Origin of the sequence: Pseudomonas bharatica (assembly GCF_048586865.1) — a bacterium.
Classification (GTDB): Bacteria; Pseudomonadota; Gammaproteobacteria; order Pseudomonadales; family Pseudomonadaceae; genus Aquipseudomonas; species Aquipseudomonas bharatica.
Map to the genome: position 1 here is coordinate 421,214 of NZ_JBMAWR010000001.1, position 16,948 is coordinate 438,161.

Annotated in this window: 11 protein-coding genes; 3 read left to right on the forward strand and 8 right to left on the reverse strand. The window is 65.4% G+C overall.

Going from position 1 to position 16,948, the window contains the following annotated elements:
- Nucleotides 1-14: 14 nt before the first annotated feature.
- Nucleotides 15-1,517: a sodium/proton antiporter NhaB gene (gene nhaB / locus ACKLLE_RS01855; RefSeq protein WP_420056575.1), complete on the forward strand. Its 1,503-nt coding sequence runs from the start codon at nucleotides 15-17 to the stop codon at nucleotides 1,515-1,517.
- A 111-nt stretch (nucleotides 1,518-1,628) separates the two neighbouring features.
- Here nhaB and ACKLLE_RS01860 read toward each other — a convergent pair whose 3' ends face one another.
- Nucleotides 1,629-4,094, reverse strand: coding sequence for a UvrD-helicase domain-containing protein (locus tag ACKLLE_RS01860; RefSeq protein ID WP_420056576.1), 2,466 nt, complete (start codon nucleotides 4,092-4,094; stop codon nucleotides 1,629-1,631).
- 121 nt (nucleotides 4,095-4,215) lie between these two features.
- Nucleotides 4,216-5,286: a sigma-54 interaction domain-containing protein gene (locus ACKLLE_RS01865; protein ID WP_420056577.1), complete on the reverse strand. Its 1,071-nt coding sequence runs from the start codon at nucleotides 5,284-5,286 to the stop codon at nucleotides 4,216-4,218.
- A 296-nt stretch (nucleotides 5,287-5,582) separates the two neighbouring features.
- On the opposite strand from ACKLLE_RS01865, the gene ACKLLE_RS01870 reads away from it, so the two are divergent.
- Nucleotides 5,583-7,841 (forward strand): TonB-dependent receptor, encoded by a 2,259-nt coding sequence (locus ACKLLE_RS01870; RefSeq protein WP_420056578.1) that lies wholly within the window; start codon nucleotides 5,583-5,585, stop codon nucleotides 7,839-7,841.
- Between the two features lie 9 nt (nucleotides 7,842-7,850).
- On the forward strand, nucleotides 7,851-9,425 hold the full coding sequence (locus tag ACKLLE_RS01875; RefSeq protein ID WP_420056579.1) for an alkaline phosphatase D family protein: 1,575 nt from the start codon (nucleotides 7,851-7,853) through the stop codon (nucleotides 9,423-9,425).
- Between the two features lie 389 nt (nucleotides 9,426-9,814).
- On the opposite strand, the gene ACKLLE_RS01880 is transcribed toward ACKLLE_RS01875, so the two are convergent.
- The 6 genes from ACKLLE_RS01880 to ACKLLE_RS01905 are packed head-to-tail and all read right to left on the reverse strand — an operon-like array spanning nucleotide 9,815 to nucleotide 16,912.
- Entirely contained in the window at nucleotides 9,815-10,663 is an 849-nt protein-coding gene (locus ACKLLE_RS01880) for an alpha/beta fold hydrolase (RefSeq protein WP_420056580.1), read from the reverse strand.
- Nucleotides 10,656-11,867, reverse strand: coding sequence for an LLM class flavin-dependent oxidoreductase (locus ACKLLE_RS01885; protein WP_420056581.1), 1,212 nt, complete (start codon nucleotides 11,865-11,867; stop codon nucleotides 10,656-10,658). Before ACKLLE_RS01885 ends, ACKLLE_RS01880 begins: the two co-directional genes overlap by 8 nt.
- Nucleotides 11,861-13,480, reverse strand: a complete 1,620-nt coding sequence (locus ACKLLE_RS01890) for a dipeptide ABC transporter ATP-binding protein (protein WP_420056582.1) — start codon at nucleotides 13,478-13,480, stop codon at nucleotides 11,861-11,863. Before ACKLLE_RS01890 ends, ACKLLE_RS01885 begins: the two co-directional genes overlap by 7 nt.
- Nucleotides 13,477-14,325: an ABC transporter permease gene (locus ACKLLE_RS01895; protein ID WP_420056583.1), complete on the reverse strand. Its 849-nt coding sequence runs from the start codon at nucleotides 14,323-14,325 to the stop codon at nucleotides 13,477-13,479. Before ACKLLE_RS01895 ends, ACKLLE_RS01890 begins: the two co-directional genes overlap by 4 nt.
- Complete coding sequence (locus ACKLLE_RS01900) at nucleotides 14,322-15,314, reverse strand: ABC transporter permease (protein WP_420056584.1); 993 nt, start codon at nucleotides 15,312-15,314, stop codon at nucleotides 14,322-14,324. Before ACKLLE_RS01900 ends, ACKLLE_RS01895 begins: the two co-directional genes overlap by 4 nt.
- Nucleotides 15,311-16,912 carry an ABC transporter substrate-binding protein gene (locus ACKLLE_RS01905; protein ID WP_279899837.1) on the reverse strand — a complete coding sequence of 534 codons (1,602 nt, stop codon included), beginning with the start codon at nucleotides 16,910-16,912 and terminating at the stop codon, nucleotides 15,311-15,313. Before ACKLLE_RS01905 ends, ACKLLE_RS01900 begins: the two co-directional genes overlap by 4 nt.
- Between the last annotated feature and the right edge of the window lie 36 nt (nucleotides 16,913-16,948).

Here is a 16,948-nt window from a genome sequence, read left to right on the forward strand (position 1 = left end):
TCAGGAAACATTTCATGCCACGCTCCCTGACCAGCGCCCTGGCCCACAACTTCCTTGGCCAGTCGCCGCGCTGGTACAAGGCCACGGTCGGCCTGTTCCTCGTGCTCAATCCGCTGTTGCTGGCGACCCTTGGCCCGGTGGCTACCGGCTGGGTGCTGGTGGTGCAGTTCATTTTCTTCCTCGCCATGGCCCTCAAGTGCTACCCGCTGATGCCGGGCGGTCTGTTGCTGGTCGAGGCGCTGCTGCTGGGGCTGGCAACGCCCGAGGCGCTGTACGAAGAGTTGCAGCACAACTTTCCGGTGATCCTGCTGCTGATGTTCATGGTGGCAGGTATCTATTTCATGAAGGACCTGCTGCTGTTTTCATTCTCACGTATTTTGCTAGGTATACGATCCAAGGCACTGTTATCACTGGCTTTTTGTTTCCTTTCTGCATTCCTTTCCGCGTTTCTCGATGCCCTCACCGTCACCGCGGTGATCATCAGTGCGGCGGTAGGTTTCTACGGGGTCTACCACCGGGTCGCCTCCGGCAACGACCCGCGCAGCGAGACCCAGATCGACATCGACCACCAGCTTCCCGAACTGGCACGGGAAGACCTGAACCAGTTCCGCGCCTTCCTGCGCAGCCTGCTCATGCATGGCGCCGTGGGCACCGCGCTGGGTGGCGTCTGCACCCTGGTCGGTGAGCCGCAGAACCTGCTGATCGGCCATGAGATGGGCTGGCACTTCCAGGATTTCTTCTTCAAGGTCGCCCCGGTTTCGCTGCCGGTACTGGTAGCGGGCCTGGTCACCTGCGTACTGCTGGAGAAGCTGCGCTGGTTCGGCTACGGCACCCGGTTGCCGGACAACGTGCGCCAGGTGCTGGCTGCCTACAGCGCCGAAGACGATGCCCAGCGCACGCCGCAGCAGCGCGCGGCCCTGCTGGTACAAGGCATCGCCGCGCTGATATTGATCGTCTGCCTGGGGCTGCATGTGGCCGAGGTCGGGCTGATCGGATTGCTGGTGATCGTGCTGATCACCGCCTTTACCGGGATCACCGACGAGCATCGCCTGGGCCGGGCGTTCCAGGACGCCATGCCGTTCACCTCGCTGCTGGTGGTGTTCTTCGCGGTGGTCGCGGTGATCCACCAGCAGCAATTGTTCACCCCGCTGATCCAGTGGGTGCTGGCACTGCCGGCGGAACAGCAACCGGGGATGCTGTTCATCGCCAACGGCCTGCTGTCGGCGATCAGCGATAACGTGTTCGTCGCCACCATCTACATCACCGAGGTGAAGCAGGCGTTCCTCGATGGCAGCATGAGCCGCGAGCATTTCGAGACCCTGGCGGTGGCGATCAACACCGGGACCAACCTGCCAAGCGTGGCGACACCCAATGGGCAGGCAGCGTTCCTGTTCCTGCTGACCTCGGCGATTGCGCCGCTGGTGCGACTGTCCTATGGGCGGATGGTGTGGATGGCGTTGCCTTACACCGTGGTCATGGGTGGATTGGGGTGGTGGGCAGTGACCTACTGGCTCTAAGAACCAAGCCTTGAAGAACGACGCGGACCCTGTGGGAGCGGGTTCACCCGCGATTACGATGGTGAAGTCACCGATGCAATCGCGGGTGAACCCGCTCCCACAGAGTACGCGTTACCCGCGCAAATCCTCGAAGAACACCTTCTTCCCATCCACCTGCAGCGAAGCCCGGGGCTGCCCGGCCTGATCAGCGCCGGGCTTCTCCACGTGCCAGTAGCAGTAGCGCACCGCCCGGGTAATCGCCACATAGGCCAGGCGCAGGATCTCCTCCTTCTGCGCCGTATCGAACGCTTCCGGGTCGCCGCTCTTGCCCAGCCCGGCCAGGCGATACACCTGGTTCTTGTACGGCGAACGGGTCACATACTGGCAATCACCAAGCATGAACACCGCATCCGCCTGCAGGCCCTTGGCACTGTGGTAGGTCAGTTGCTTCAGTCGGCGCTGCCCATGAGGCAAGCTAGAATCCACATTAACTACAGACTGAATATGATTTGAAATCAGTGACTTATCCACACTTCTTCGAAACAGGATCATGACCGAGTCACCCCGGTTGTAATGCTCGATCACCTGCTGCGCCAAGGCCGCCTCATCGCGCTCCTGCACCTGCACCGGCCAACACTCTCCAGCCGCCGGCCCCATGGCCCTGGCCTTCTTCCCGGCAATGGACGGCGCCGAGCGGACGACATGCTCCGCCGCATCGATGATGTACTGATGGCTGCGGTAGTTGTCGGTGAGCATCACCCGGGTGGTCGATGGCGCGACGAAGGCCTTGGCGAACTCCATGAAGTATTTCGGCGAGCTGCCCCGCCAGCCATAGATCGACTGCCAGTCATCCCCCACGCAGAGCAGCGAGGAATTCTGCGCCGCACGGCCGGCATGCAGGTCCGGGCCGCGACGGCGGATCTCCCGCAGGCTGGCGCGGATCCACGAGACGATCTGCGGCGAGACATCCTGGAACTCGTCGATCATCAGGTGCGCCATCGGCCGCAGCAGCGGGTCCGGGAGCAGGCGCAGGTTCTCCGGGTTGTTCTCGCCGAACAGGGCGAACATGCGGTTGTAGGTCATCACCGGCGGCGACTGGTCCAGCAGATGCTCCTCCAGGGCCTTCCAGTACAGGCTCAGGGCTTCGAAGAACAGTGCGTCGGTATCGCCCTGCGGGAAGCTCATGCCTTTCACCGCGACGCTGACGTCCAGCCCGAGGTTCTCGATAAACCCCGCCGCCCCGACAAAGGCATCCAGCAAGGGCATGGCGGCCAGCTCACCCTTGACCTTGTAGTCGAAGCCCGGGCCGGCCACCGCGTCGCCAGCCAAGGAAGCGGTGAGACGCCTGGCCTCGGCATAATTTCCCAACCAGATCACAGGCTTATCGCAGAAAGCTTGAAAAAGGGTGCGCTTGATCACCCACTCCGCCCACACCGGCAGCTTGGCGCCTGGGCGCTTGTAGTTCTGGTTCTCGCCCGGGTCGAAGCCGAGCACCACCCAGGCATCCAGCTCGGCGATATGGCCATGGAAATGGAAACGGCTGCCATTGATCTCGACGGTCTCGCGGCTCGGCTCGATGCCCTTGATCGGCCAGGCGCCAGCCCTGAACCAGAGATCCTCGATGGTGTCGCACAATTCCTCGTCGCGGCTGGCAGAGAGCTGGGTCACGGCGACACGCTTCTGCACGTCCGGGTGATCCTTCTCCAGCGCCTTGAGCTGCACCGCTTCGCGGCGCAGCCCGGCGATCAGCTCGGCGAAGCGCGGGCTGGCGCGCAGCAGGTCGCGGTAGCAGAGGTTGAGCTGCTGGCGCTGGGCATCGTTGATGCGCAGGTCGAAGGGGTTGCTCTCGGCATCGGCTTCGGCGCCCGTGGGCAGTTCGCTGCCGAGGGTCTCGAAGGCCCGTACCTGGCTGAAGCCCGGCAGGCTGCGCACCAGCGGCAGGATCCGCGAATGGAAGGTGCGTACCAGCTCCCGCGCCTGTACCGGGCTCAACGGCACCTGCCACTGGCTGAAGACCTGCAACAAGCGACTGATGAAGTCCTTGCGCGACTCGCGGGTGAAGGTCACCACGGTCATGGCGTCCAGCTCGTAGCCCAGGTACTGGCGCAGCAGCAGGATGCGCAATACCAGCGAGGTCGACTTGCCCGCCCCTGCACCGGCGATCACGCAGGTGGACGGGGTGTCGCTGAAGATCATCTTCCACTGCGCCGCACTCGGCTGCGCATGGGCCGGCAGACGCGCAGCAACATCCGCCTTGAAACGCTTCTTCAGCTCCGCTGTCAGCGGCAGCCGCCAGTCGTCGAACAGAGCCTCGTCGAGGCCCGGTACGCCATGCTCCTCGGCACGGGTATCACGGATCACCAGGACCTGGCGGCCAGCCTCGTAACCGACCGCGTGACCCTCATCGAAGCCTTCGCGCAGGCCTTCGGCGTGACCGGTGCGCTGGCCGGTGGCGTGGCCGAGGAACCAGGAATCGCGATGCTGCGCCCGCAGGCGGTTCAGGCCGCGACCGAGCAGGCGCGCGGTCAGGCGCCTGAGCCACGGCAGCTGGGCTGGCGGGGTGAGATCCTGGGGTTCCGGGGGAAGCTTTTCTGACACACCGACTCCGGCTGAACGAACACACAAGCCGGACGTTGTACCCCATTCGAGCCTGATGGGACAGGGCTGATTGTCTGTTGAATCAGGGGATTAGCGCACAGAGCGGAGAAACCCTGGCAGATCAGGCGCGCCCCTTGAGCAGGCCGTGGTTGACCAGCAGGGTACGCACGGCATTGCGCGTGATACCGAGCAGTTCGGCGGTGCGCAACTGGTTGAAGCCACAGTGGGCGAAGGCCTCGCGCACGATCAGGTCCTCGATATCGTTGAGCAGCGAATCGCCGGGGGTCTCGAACAGCCTAAGCAGTTGTTCGCGGATCACCTCCTGCGGCAGTTTGCTCACTGCGCCCGAGGCAGCGGACAAGGCACTGAGCCCGGCAGAGAACTTCAAGTGCTCCGGCCGTATCGGCTTGTCCCCGGCCACCAGCAGGGCCAGGTGCACGACGTTCTCCAGCTCGCGGATGTTCCCTGGCCATGGATAGTCCAGCAGTGCCTGGGCGGCAGACTCGGAAAGTATCGGTTCGGCGATCTTCAGGCGGGCGCTGTACAGCGCGCGGAAGTGCTCCACCAACGGCAGGATGTCCAACGGCCGCTCACGCAGGGGAAGCACCGCGACCTGGGCGACATTGATGCGGTAGAACAGGTCAAGGCGGAAATTCCCTGCCTCCACCGCCTGTTCCAGGTTGACGTTGGTCGCGGTCACCAGGCGGATATCGATCTTCACCGGTTTGCGTGAGCCGACCCGCACCACCTCCTGCTCCTGCAACACCCGCAGCAGCTTGACCTGCAGGGGCAAGGGCAGGTCGCCGATCTCGTCGAGGAACAGGGTGCCGCCGTCCGCCTCCTCGAACCAGCCAGCGCGGCGACCCGTTGCACCGGAGAAGGCCCCGGCCTCGTGACCGAAGAATTCGCTTTCGGCGAGGGTTTCGCTGATGGCGCCGCAGTTCACCGCGACGAACGCACCGCTGCGCCCGCTGGCGGCATGGATATAGCGTGCGACCAGTTCCTTGCCGGTGCCCGTCTCGCCATTGATCAGCACCGGCGCCTCGCTTGGCCCGACCCGCTGCAGGTACTCCAGCAACTGCCGCGAGCGCGGGTCGGCGAAGACCAGCGCCTTGGCGCGGATCGACAGCGGGTCCTTGGCGCCACTGGGCAAGGTCAGAATCGGGTTCGGCTGTCCCTGAAAACCGCTCATGGCAAATACGTCCCGGTGTCGAAATAGGAAAGCGGTCACTCTACCGCCCGCTCGCTTATAGCCAGAAATATTAAAAAGGCATTAGAAAATAACCTTTTACCCAGGTTGCTGGTTCTGCAACAAACTGCTCCGGCGATTGCTGGATATCCACCGCGACGCACCTCCAGCTTGTGTTGACTGTCATGAAAACGTAATGAAACCGGGCGATTCGACTGATGGCACAACGCTTGCTATCGCCCTGCCTGCTTACTCTTCACAGAGCGGCCCTTATTTGCATTTCTCAAGGGACACCCGCCATGCGCACAACACTTCGCAACAGCCTTCCATTCGGTCGTCACGCCTTGTTCGCCAGCGCCTCGCTGCTGGCCGGCACCGTCGCCCAGGCCGCCGAGCAACCGACCACGGCCCTGGCCTCGGTCACCGTCACCGCCCAGCGCCACGAGGAATCGGCCCAGGACATCGGTCTTGCGGTCACCGCCCTTAGCGGCGAGGCCCTGCAGGAAAAAGGCGTGACCAACGTCAACCAGCTGCAGAACTACGTGCCCAACCTGGATATCGCCCCGCAGTACGGCAGCGGCAACCCGCTGTTCCGCATCCGCGGCGTGGGCCTCAAGGACTACGGCAGCAACAACACCTCCACCGTCGGTGTGTACCTCGACCAGGTGGCGCTGCCCTACCCGATCCAGACCCAGGGCCAACTCTTCGACCTGGAGCGGGTCGAGGTGCTGCGCGGCCCGCAAGGTACCCTGTACGGGCGCAACAGCACCGCCGGGGCGATCAACTTCATCACCAACAAGCCGACCCGCGAGCTGCACGGCGGCCTCACCAGCAACTACGGTTCCTATAACGCCAGCAGCGTCGAGGGCTTCATTTCCGGCCCCGTCAGCGACACCCTGCGCGCACGCCTGGCCTTCATCACCGAGCAAGGCGGCGCCTGGCAGGACAACCGCGATACCGGGCAGAGCCTCGGCGACAAGGACACCACCTCGCTGCGCGGCCAGCTGGACTGGGACGCCAGCGACGCGATCAACTTCAACCTCAGCGTGCATGGTGGCAAGGACCAGTCCGACAGCCGCGGCTCGTACCTCTACCAGGGCCTCAAGCCCAACGCCACCTATGGCTCGCGCTACAGCACCATCGCCCCGGAGAGCAATGGCAAGAAGACCGGCTGGGGCCTGACCCAGGGCTTCGCCAACCTCACCGGCCTGTCGGTCAAGGACAAGCCGCACCGCGACAACGACAACACCGGCTTCGCCCTCACCGGCACCTTCGACCTGGACGACCACCTGAGCATCACCAGCATCACCTCCTCGGACCACTTCCGCCGTCGCGAGTACATCGACTGGGACGCCTCGGTGATCCCGCAGTCCGACGAGTACTTCGACTCCCAGGTCGAGGTGTTCTCCCAGGAGCTGCGCCTGGCCTCCCACGACAACGAGCGTTTCAACTGGCAGACCGGCCTGTATTTCGCCAAGGACCGCCTCGACGAGGAGTTCTACTCCGACTTCAGCGCCAACCTCGGCTACGGCACCTACACCTCCTACCAGCAGCGCTCGCAGACCTGGGGCCTGTTCGCCCAGGGCGACTACCGCCTGACCGACGACCTCAAGCTGATCGTCGGCCTGCGCCAGGAAAAGGAAAAGCGCGAGCTGGATGACTTCAGCACCCGCCGCATCCTGGTCAACAACGGCGCCTACAACCTTGGCGCCAGCACCTTCCCCGCTGCCGACAGCGACCTGGACAGCAATTCCACCTCCTGGAAACTGGGCCTCGAGTACCAGCTGACCCCATCGACCCTGCTTTACTCGACGGTCAGCCGCGGTATCAAGTCAGGTGGCTTCACCGCCTACAACTCCAGCTACGTCGAGCAGATCGCCCCGGTCAAGCCGGAGAAACTGCTGGCCTACGAAGTGGGCTTCAAGAGCGACCTGAGCGACACCCTGCGCCTCAATGCGGCGGCCTTCTACTACGACTACCGCGACCAGCAATACCAGTCCCAGGTATGGATCAGCCAGCAGGTTGGCAACGTCGGACGCCTGGTCAACATTCCCAAATCGAAGATCTACGGTTATGAGCTGGAACTGCAATGGCAGCCGCTTGCCGGCCTGACCATCGGCCAGTACTTCGGTACCAAGAAAGGCAAGTACATCGACTACCAGGGCTTGAACAGCACGGCCACCCGCGCGGTGGGCTTCGCCTATCCGGTGTACACCGACTTTTCCGGCTCCAGCCTGACCAACTTCCCCGAGACCAGCTACGGCGGCCAGGTCGAATATGCCTGGGAGATTCCCGGCTTCGTCCTCAGTGCGCAGAGCGACTACTCCTACCACGACAGCATCGCCGGCAGTAACGGCACCACCACCGAAGCCTACTGGCTGGCCAACGCCCGCCTCGGCCTGACCCCGGTGAATGGCAACTGGTCGGTGGCGCTGTGGGCACGCAACCTGTTCGACAAGAAATACGACCTGTACCACGGCTCGTTCCTCTCCAACGCCCAGATGGCCACGCCCGGCGACCCGCGTACCGTGGGCGTCCAGGCCAGCTATAAATTCTGAGGAGCGCCCATGACCTCCGACTTCAGCCGCCGCCAGGCCCTGCGCCTGCTGGCGGGGGCAGCCGCGGCGCCCCTGCTGCTGCGTTATGGCCGCGCCCTGGGCGGGATCGCCTCGCCTTTCCTGCTCGGGGTCGCCAGCGGCGATCCCTGGCCCGACGGCTTTGTCATCTGGACCCGGCTCAGTGCCGGCCTGCCTTACCCGGGCAATGAACTGGAACTGCCAGCCAGCGTGCCGGTGGATTGGGAAGTCGGGCTCGACCCGGACTTTCGGCGTATCGCCCAGCGCGGCCGCACCCAGGCCCTGGCCGTCAATGGCCATGCCGTGCACGTGGCGTTGCGGGGCCTGGCGCCTGGCCGCGATTACTGGTACCGCTTTATCGCCTTGGGCGAACGCAGCGAAGCCGGACGCAGCCTGACCCTCCCGGCGCTTGACGCCCGCCCGGAACGCCTGCGCCTTGGCGTGGCGTCCTGCGCCAACTACGAACGCGGGCTGTTCAGTGCCTACCGGCATATGGCGGACGAGCATCCGGACCTGGTGCTGTTTCTTGGCGACTATATCTACGAATACAGCAACGCCCCGGATACCCCCGGGCTGGCCCGCGCCTACAACGCCCCGGAGGCCACCGACCTGGCCGGTTACCGCTATCGCTATGCGCTGCACCGCACCGACCCGGACCTGCGCCGCCTGCATGCCGCCGCCCCGTGGATCGCCACCTGGGACGACCATGAGGTGCAGGACGACTATTCCCAGGTCTACTCCAAGGACCCGAAGATCAGCGTCGAGCGCTTCCGCCTGCGCCGGGCGGCGGCCTACCAGGCGTTCCTGGAAAACATGCCGCTGCGCCGCCCGTCCCTGGGCAGCAATGGCGGGCCACGAATCTACCGGCGATTCCGCTACGGCGACCTCGCCGCGCTACCGGTGCTGGACGGTCGTCAATACCGCTCCAGACAGCCCTGCTACCAGGCGCCGGCGTTCGGCAAGGGGCATATGGAAGGAGAAAGCTGCGTCGACCTGCGTGATCCACAGCGCACCCTGCTCGGTTTCGAACAGGAGCGCTGGCTCTACGACGGGCTGCGCCGTGGTGACAGCCGCTGGAACCTGATAGCCCAGGACCTGCTGGTCGCACCGTTGCGGGCGCAACGGCCCGGCGACGACGAGGCCCGCTACTGGACCGACACCTGGGACGGCTACCAGGCGGCCCGCGGGCGCCTGCTGGAGAACCTGCGCGACAGCCGGGTGGCCAATCCGGTGGTGCTCAGTGGCGACTACCATTCCTTCTGGGCCAATCACCTGCACGAGCGACCGGAGGACCCGGACTCTCGGGTGGTGGCGGCGGAGTTCGTCGGGACGTCCATCACCTCCAACGGCCCGAGCTATGAAGCGGTGCAGTCGATCCTGCTGGACAACCCGCAGATACGCTTCTATGACAGTCGCCCGCGCGGGTACCTGGCACTGGACCTGCACAGGGACCGGCTGGAAGTGCGGATGCAGGCGATCTCCGACCGGATGGACCCGGCGGCCAGCGTTTCGACCTTGAAGCGCTTGGTGGTGGAGAGTGGGAGCTCGCGGATCCAGGAAGCCTGAGGTCCTCGCGGCATGGGTATCTACACATCTTTTGAGGTAAGAAGGTCCGTCGGTAAATCGCATCAGGGCTGGCAGGTGCTTGTCATGACTTGTCCAGCGCCTTGAGATCGAGCGCCGCCCGCGCGGCGCATCGCCGGCAACGCCGGCTCCCACATAGCCTTTGGATGTTCGGCGATCTACCGCGGGGAGACTGTTGGGTTCGACACGGTATCGCGTCGTACAAGCAAGGCGATCACTATGGCCTGTCAGGCATAGGTACGTTGCAACAAAATGTGGGAGCCGGCGTTGCCGGCGATGCGCCGCGCGGGCGGCGCTCGATCTCAAGGACGCTGAAGATCTATCGGCTTGCGCCTGGTGCGCCATAACGCGGTTCTATGACCGGCAGTCACCTAGATCACCGACGCCGGCTCAACCGTCCCCAACCCCGCCACCAGCGCCTCGAACGCCGCCAGCACCTCCTCCGGTTTCTCCAGCATCAACTGATGCCCGCACCGCTCCAGCACCCGGAACTGCGCCCGGGGCAACTGCCGGGCCAGTTCCTCGCCGCCGCTTGCCGGAGTAAGGCCGTCGCGGTCGCCGGCCAGCACCGAGATCGGTACCTCCAATCGCGCCAGCGCCCCGGCGTCCGGCCATTGCGCATGGGCAACCAGGGCCTTGAACACGTGCAACGAGTTCCCCTGGGCCAGCCTGTCTTCATAGTCCACCAGCGCCGGGTCTGCCTCGGGATGCCAGGCCGCCTCGCGGAAACCCCGGGCCAGGCGCGGCCTCAACCACTCCAGGATCCATACCGGCAGGTTCAGCAGGCCCTTGCGCTTCAACGGCCGGTGCAACTGGCTGCCCAGCAGGAGGGCGGCATCGATGCTGACCGCAGGCGCCGCCAACAGTGCGCTCAAGGCCAGCCCGGTGCCGAATGAGTGGGCAACGATGACATTGCGCGCCCCGCCAAATCGCCGCAGGACTTCCAGTTCATCCGCCACCAGCTCGTCCCAGGCGTAGGCCCGGGCAGCGCCGGGCCGGTCACTGGCGCCATGCCCCAGCAGGTCCCAGGCCACCAGGCTGTAGCCCTGCGCCCCCAGGGCCTGCCACAGTTCGCGCCATTGATCCTTGTTGCCACCGCCGCCATGCCCGAAGAACACCACGGTATCGCCGCCGGCCTGGCGGGCCACACTCAGATAGCGGCCCGGCCGGATCTCCAGGCGTTCGCCGCGCACGCGCGGCAATTGGGAAAAGTCAGCCATGGGCCGTCAATACCTCGTTTGATTGGAAGGGAACGGGGCGGGAAAGCCCCAGGTGATCACGCAGGGTCCGCCCCTGGTAACTGCGGCGGAACACTCCACGGCGCTGCAACTCGGGAACCACTCGCTCGACGAAGGCGTCCAGCCCGCCAGGCAGGTACGGCGGCATGACATTGAAGCCATCCGCTGCCCCCTCGACGTACCACTGCTCAAGGCAGTCGGCGATTCGCTGCGCATCGCCAATCACCACCAGATGCCCGCGCGCGGCTGCCATGCGCAGGTACAACTGGCGAATGCTCAGGCCTTCGCGGCGGGCCACGGCGATCAGCAGGTCGCGCCGGCTGACCCCGGAATTGGTCCCCGGCAGTTCCGGCAGCGGACCGTCGAGCGCATACCCGGACAGATCGGTACCGCCCGCGATATCCGCCAGCAACGACAACCCCACCTCGGGCTGCACCAGCGCCTGCAGTTGCTCGAACTGGGCCTCGGCCTCGACGTTGCTGTCGGCCACGATGGGCAACACACCCGGCATGATCTTCAGTTGATCCGGGTGACGCCCGTAGCGCGGCAACAGGCTTTTCAGCTCGCGATAGAACGCCTTGGCCCCGGCCAGCTCGGGCTGGGCGGTAAAGACCATTTCCGCATGGGCCGCCGCCAGCTCGCAGCCGGCCTTCGAGGCGCCAGCCAAGACCTGCACCGGCGCCACGCCGCTGGCCGCCCAGCGCGCCCTGACCCGCTCCAGGAAATCCCGCGCCAGTACATAGCGCCGGGCATGTTCGAAATGGGTTTCCCGGCCGAAATTGAAGGCCTCCCCGGCATTGCTCGAGGTCACCAGGTTCCAGCCCGTGCGTCCGCCACTCAGGCGCTCCAGCGAGGTGAAGGCGCGGGCCACGCTGTCGACACTGTTGTAGGACGTGGTCGCGGTGGCCACCAGGCCGATCCGCTCGGTGACCGCTGCCAGCCCGGCCAGCAAGGTCAGCGGTTCGAAATGCTCGGTGCGCGACATCCGGCCCAAGGCCTCGAGCCTGCCGGGCAGCATGGCCAGGGTGTCGGACAGGAAGATCGCATCGAAACAACCGCGCTCGGCGGTCTGCGCCAGTTGCCGGTAATGCTGGAAATCCAGGCCGCCATCGGCCTGGGCATCGGGATGACGCCAGCCGGCCACATGATGACCGGTGGCCATGAGGAAGGCATTGAGGCTCAGCATGCTGCCACCTCCGCCAGCGACGCCGGGCTGCGCTTGAAGCCGCCAAGCAGGCTGCGGGTGTAGGGATGCTGCGGCTGCTCCAGCACCTGCGCCGTCTCGCCGGCCTCCACCACCTGGCCGCCTTTCATCACGGCGATGCGGTCACACAACCGCGCGGCCACCCGCAGGTCGTGGGTGATGAACACGATGCTCAGCTTCAGACGCCGCTGCAGCGACTCCAGCAATTCCAGGATCTGCACCTGGATCAACGCGTCCAGGGCCGAAACGCATTCATCGGCGATCAGGATCCTTGGCTGCACCGCCAGGGCCCGGGCAATACCGATGCGCTGGCGCTGGCCTCCGGAAAATTCATGGGGGAAACGCTGCAGGGCCGTGGCCGGCAAGCCCACCAGTTCCAGCACCTCCCGCGCCCGCCGTGCTGCCTCCTCGCGCTCGACGCCCTGGGCCAGCGGCCCGGTCATAAGCTGGGTCTCGATGCGCTGGCGTGGATTCAACGAGGCGAACGGATCCTGGAAGATCATCTGCACCGCGCCGCGCAAACCGCGCAGGCGAGACTCGGACAAACCGGCCACCTCGCGCCCCTGCCAGCGGATGCTGCCGCTATCCACCGCAAGCAAGCGCACCAGGGCCTGGCCCAGGGTGGACTTGCCCGACCCCGACTCACCGACGATCCCCAGGGTCTCGCCTTCGGCCAGGCGCAGGTCGACCTGGTCCAGCGCCCGCGTACTGCGCCGTCCCCACCAGCCGCTGCGGCGGCTATAGCTTTTGGCCAACTGGCGCGCCTCCAGTACCGCCTCGCGCCCGTCCAGCGTCGGGCGCGGATGCAGGGCGCTGGCGCTGGCCGCCGCAAGCAATTGCCGGGTGTAATCCTGCTGTGGCTGCTGCAATACCTGCTGCGCCGTGCCCTGCTCCACCAGATGCCCCTTTTCCAGGACCAGCACACGGTCGGCAATGGCCTCGACCACCGCGAAATCATGGGTGATGAACAGCATGGCCATGCCCTTTTCCCGCTGGATCCGCCGCAGCAGCGCGAGGATTTGCGCCTGGGTGGTGACATCCAGCGCCGAGGTCGGCTCGTCGGCGATCAACAGCAGCGGATCGAAGGCCAGGGCCATGGCGATCACCACCCGCTGGCGCTGGCCGCCGGACAGTTCGAACGGCAGTGCATGCTGCAGGCGCCCCGGATCGGGCAGGCCGACATAGCCGAGCAGATCGAGAATCCGCTGGCGCCGTTGACCCCTGTCCCTGACACCATGGGCCTGCAGGGTTTCTTCGATCTGCCGGCCGACGCTGAGCAGCGGATTGAGCGCACTCATCGGTTCCTGGAAAACCATGCTGACCGTTTGGCCGCGCAACTGGCGCATGGCCTCTTCACCCAGCCCGGCCAGGTCTTCTCCACGAAAGCGGATATGCCCGGCCTCGACCTGCGGGCCAGCCGGCAGCAGGCGCAGCAGGGCCTTGGCCAGCATGGACTTGCCCGAACCGGACTCGCCCACAACGCACAGGCATTGCCCGGCCTCGAGGGTCAGGGACAGGTCATGCAGCGCATGGCTGCGGTCGGCACCGGCCGGCAAGGCGATGCGCAGGTGTTCGATGTTCAATAACGCGCTCATAGGGAATCTCCTGGCCGGCGAGCCGCATCGAAGGCGACCCGCAGGCCTTCGCCGACGCGGTTAACCGCTAGCACGCAAAACAGGATCGCCAGGCCCGGCAGCAGGCTCATCCACCACGCCTCGCGCAGCAGGCCGCGGGACGCATTGATCATGTAGCCCCAGCTCATCGCCTCCGGATCGCCGAGGCCGAGGAAGGCAAGCGCCGCCTCGGTGAGGATCGCCGTGGCCATGACAAAGGTCAGGGTCACCAGCAACGGAGCCAGGGCATTGGGCAGGATCTGCCGGAAGACGATGGCCAGCGGCGATTGCCCAAGCACCCGGGCGGCCTGGACGAACTCGCGCTGGCGCAGGCTGAGGAACTCGGCGCGCACCAGGCGCGCCACCGCCGGCCAGGCCACCAGGGCAATGGCGAGGACAATGGAGTACAGCGACGGCTCGAGGATCGCCACCAGGATCACCGCCAGCACCAGTTGCGGAATGATCTGGAAGAACTCGGCAATGCGCATCAGCAGCCCGTCCAGCCAACCGCCGAAATAACCGGCGACGGCACCGATCAGCAGGCCGGCAAGCAGGGTCGCCAGGCTGGCGAGCAGCGCCACCGCCAGGGATACCCGGGCGCCATACAACAGGCCGGCGCCGAGGTCGCGGCCGAGCAGGTCGGTGCCCAGCCAGTGGTTGCCATCCTGCAAGGGCCCAAGCAGCGGTTGCGCGGCCATTTCCCAGGGGTCGCCCTGGCTGAGCCACGGCGCCGCCAGGGCCAGCAGCCCCAGGAGCAACAACCAGGTCAGCCCGAGCAACGCCGAGCGCTGGGCGAGAAAACGTCGCCATGGAGACGCAACATTCATGTGCCCTGCCCTCCAGCACCGATTCGCGGGTCCAGCCAGCGGCACAGCAGATCGGTGAGCAGGTTGAAGCCCACCACCAGCAGCGAGATCAGCAGGAAGCCGCCCATCAGCACCCCGTAGTCACGTTGCGCCAGGGCGTCGTACATCAGCCGGCCGATACCCGGCCAGGAATACACCACCTCCACCAGCAAGGCACCGCTGGCCAACTGGCCCAGTTGCAGCCCGGCGAAGGTCACCACCGGCAGCAAGGCATTGCGCAGCACATGGCCGAACAGGATGCGCCGCGCACGCAGGCCCTTGGCCCGGGCGGTATGGACATACTCCTGCTGCAGGGCTTCGAGGGTCGCGGCGCGGGTCAGGTGGATATACAAGGCCAGGAACAGGAAGCTCAGGGACAGGCACGGCAGCAGCAGGTGCTTCAGGCGGTCGCCCAGCCAGGCCGCGCCGTGCAGGTCGCGGGCGACGCTTTCCATGCCAAAGGCCGGCAGCCAGTCAAGGTGCACCGAGAACAGCAGGATCAGCAGCATCGCCAGCCAGAAGGTCGGCACGGCGTAGAGCAGCAGCGCACCCTGGGAAATCACCCCGTCCAGCCAGTGCCGGCGCTGCCGCGCACGGGCGGCGATCACCCCGAGCGTGACGCCCAGCAGTGACGAGAGCACGAAGGCCGAGCCCATCAGGCTCAGGGTCGCCGGCAGGCGCTCGGCCAGCAGCGACCACACGCTGGTCTGGTTGCGGTAGGAGTAGCCCAGGTCCAGGTGCGCCACCTGGCCGAGGTAGAGCAGCAACTGCTGGAGCAGCGGCTGGTCAAGGCCCATCTGCTGGCGCAGGTTGGCGATAAAGGCCGGATCGTCGACCCCGGCCTCACCGGCCATCAGCAGCGCCGGATCACCCGGTGCCAGGCGGATCAACAGGAAGCTCAGGACCAGCACGCCGAACACCATCAGGCCGGCACGCCCCAGGCGCGTAACGAGGGACACCAGGCCATTCATGGCGTCGGTGCGTCGAGGTAGACGCTCTCGTAGTCTTCGTTAAGGCTGGTGGCGGTGCGCAACAGGTTGTGCACCTGCTTGTGGTACAGGGTCGGATAGCGCATCTCGAAGATCGGTGCGATCGGCAGGTCCTGGTTCAGCAGGTTTTCCAGTTCGCTGTAGAGTTTCTGCCGCTGCGGACCTTCGGCGGTGTCGACGACCTGGTTCCACAGGCGATCGGCCTCGGGATTGTTGTAGCCGCTGACATTGGCGAAGGGCGACGTCTTGAGGATGTAGTCGGAGCGGTAGAGGTAGGCGTTGGTCAGGTACGGATCGCCGATCTGGAAGATGAAGTTGTAGGTCAGGTCGAAGTCCCAGTCGCTGACCCGCTGGAACCAGGTAGCGGCGTCCGAGGTAACCACCTGGACCTTGAAGCCCAGTGGCTGCAAGGCCTGCTTGGTGTATTCGGCCAGGCGCTCCCAGGCGCCGCCCTTCTCGCCGTTGAGCAGGCGGATGCGCACTGCGCCGACGTCCACCCCGGACTCGGCGATCAGCGCCTTGGCCTTCTTCAGGTCGTAGGCGTACTGCGGCAGTTGCGGGTCGTGATACGGCGTGCTGGACACGAATGGCCCCTGGGACACCCGTCCGGCACCGAAGAAAATGTTGTCGACGATGAACTGGCGGTTCAGCGCCGTGAGGATGGCCTGGCGCACCTTCGGGTTATCCAGGGGTGGCTTGCGCGTATTGATCTGCAGGAAGGCCAGCCCGGCATACAGTTCGTAGCCCTGCTCCGAGGCCACCACGTCAGGCAACGCGCCGAGGCGCTTGAGATCGGAGTAGTCGGCATCGCCGGCGCGCAGCACCTGCACGTCGTTGCGCTCGAAGGCGGCGGAGCGGGACGAACCGTCGGGAATCACATGGAAGACCACCCCGTCCAGGTGCGGCAGGCCCTGTTTCCAGTAGTGCGGGTTCTTCGCCAGCTTGATGTAGGCGCCGCGTTTCCACTCCTGGAAGACGAAGGGCCCGGTGCCGACCGGCTTGAGGTTGTAGGGGTTGGCGCGCAGATCACTGCCCTCGTACAGGTGCTTCGGCACGATCGGCCGCAGCCCGCTGCCCAGGGACGAGAGCAGCGGCGCGAAGGGTTTCTTCAGGTGGAAGCTGACCTGCAGCGGCTTGCTCGAATCGATGGCGGCGACGAACTGTTCGAAGATCGAGCCGAAGCGCTTGTCCACCTCCGGATAGAAGGTGTTGAAGCTGAACAGCACGTCCTGCTCGGTGAATGGCTTGCCGTCGTGCCAGGTCACGCCTGGTTGCAGGTCGAACGTGTAGGTCAGGCCGTCAGGAGACACGCTCCAGCTTTTCGCCAGGACCGGTTGCGGCTTGAGGTCGGTATCGAAGGTCAGCAGCCCTTGCAGGACCTTGCCGCTGACGTACTGGGTGGATACATGGGTGACCACCCCGTGCATCAGGGAGGGCGGCTCGGGCTGGGCGATCAGGTTGAGGATGCCGCCGTCCTGCGGCGCGGCCTGGACAGTGCTGCCGAACATTGCGACGCAGGTGAGCACGGCGAGTCCCAGCCTTTTCAGAGCGTGACGCGGGGGGTGTTGGGGCGCAGGCATGGTAACTCCTTGGCAAATGGTCTGCCGGGGATTTTG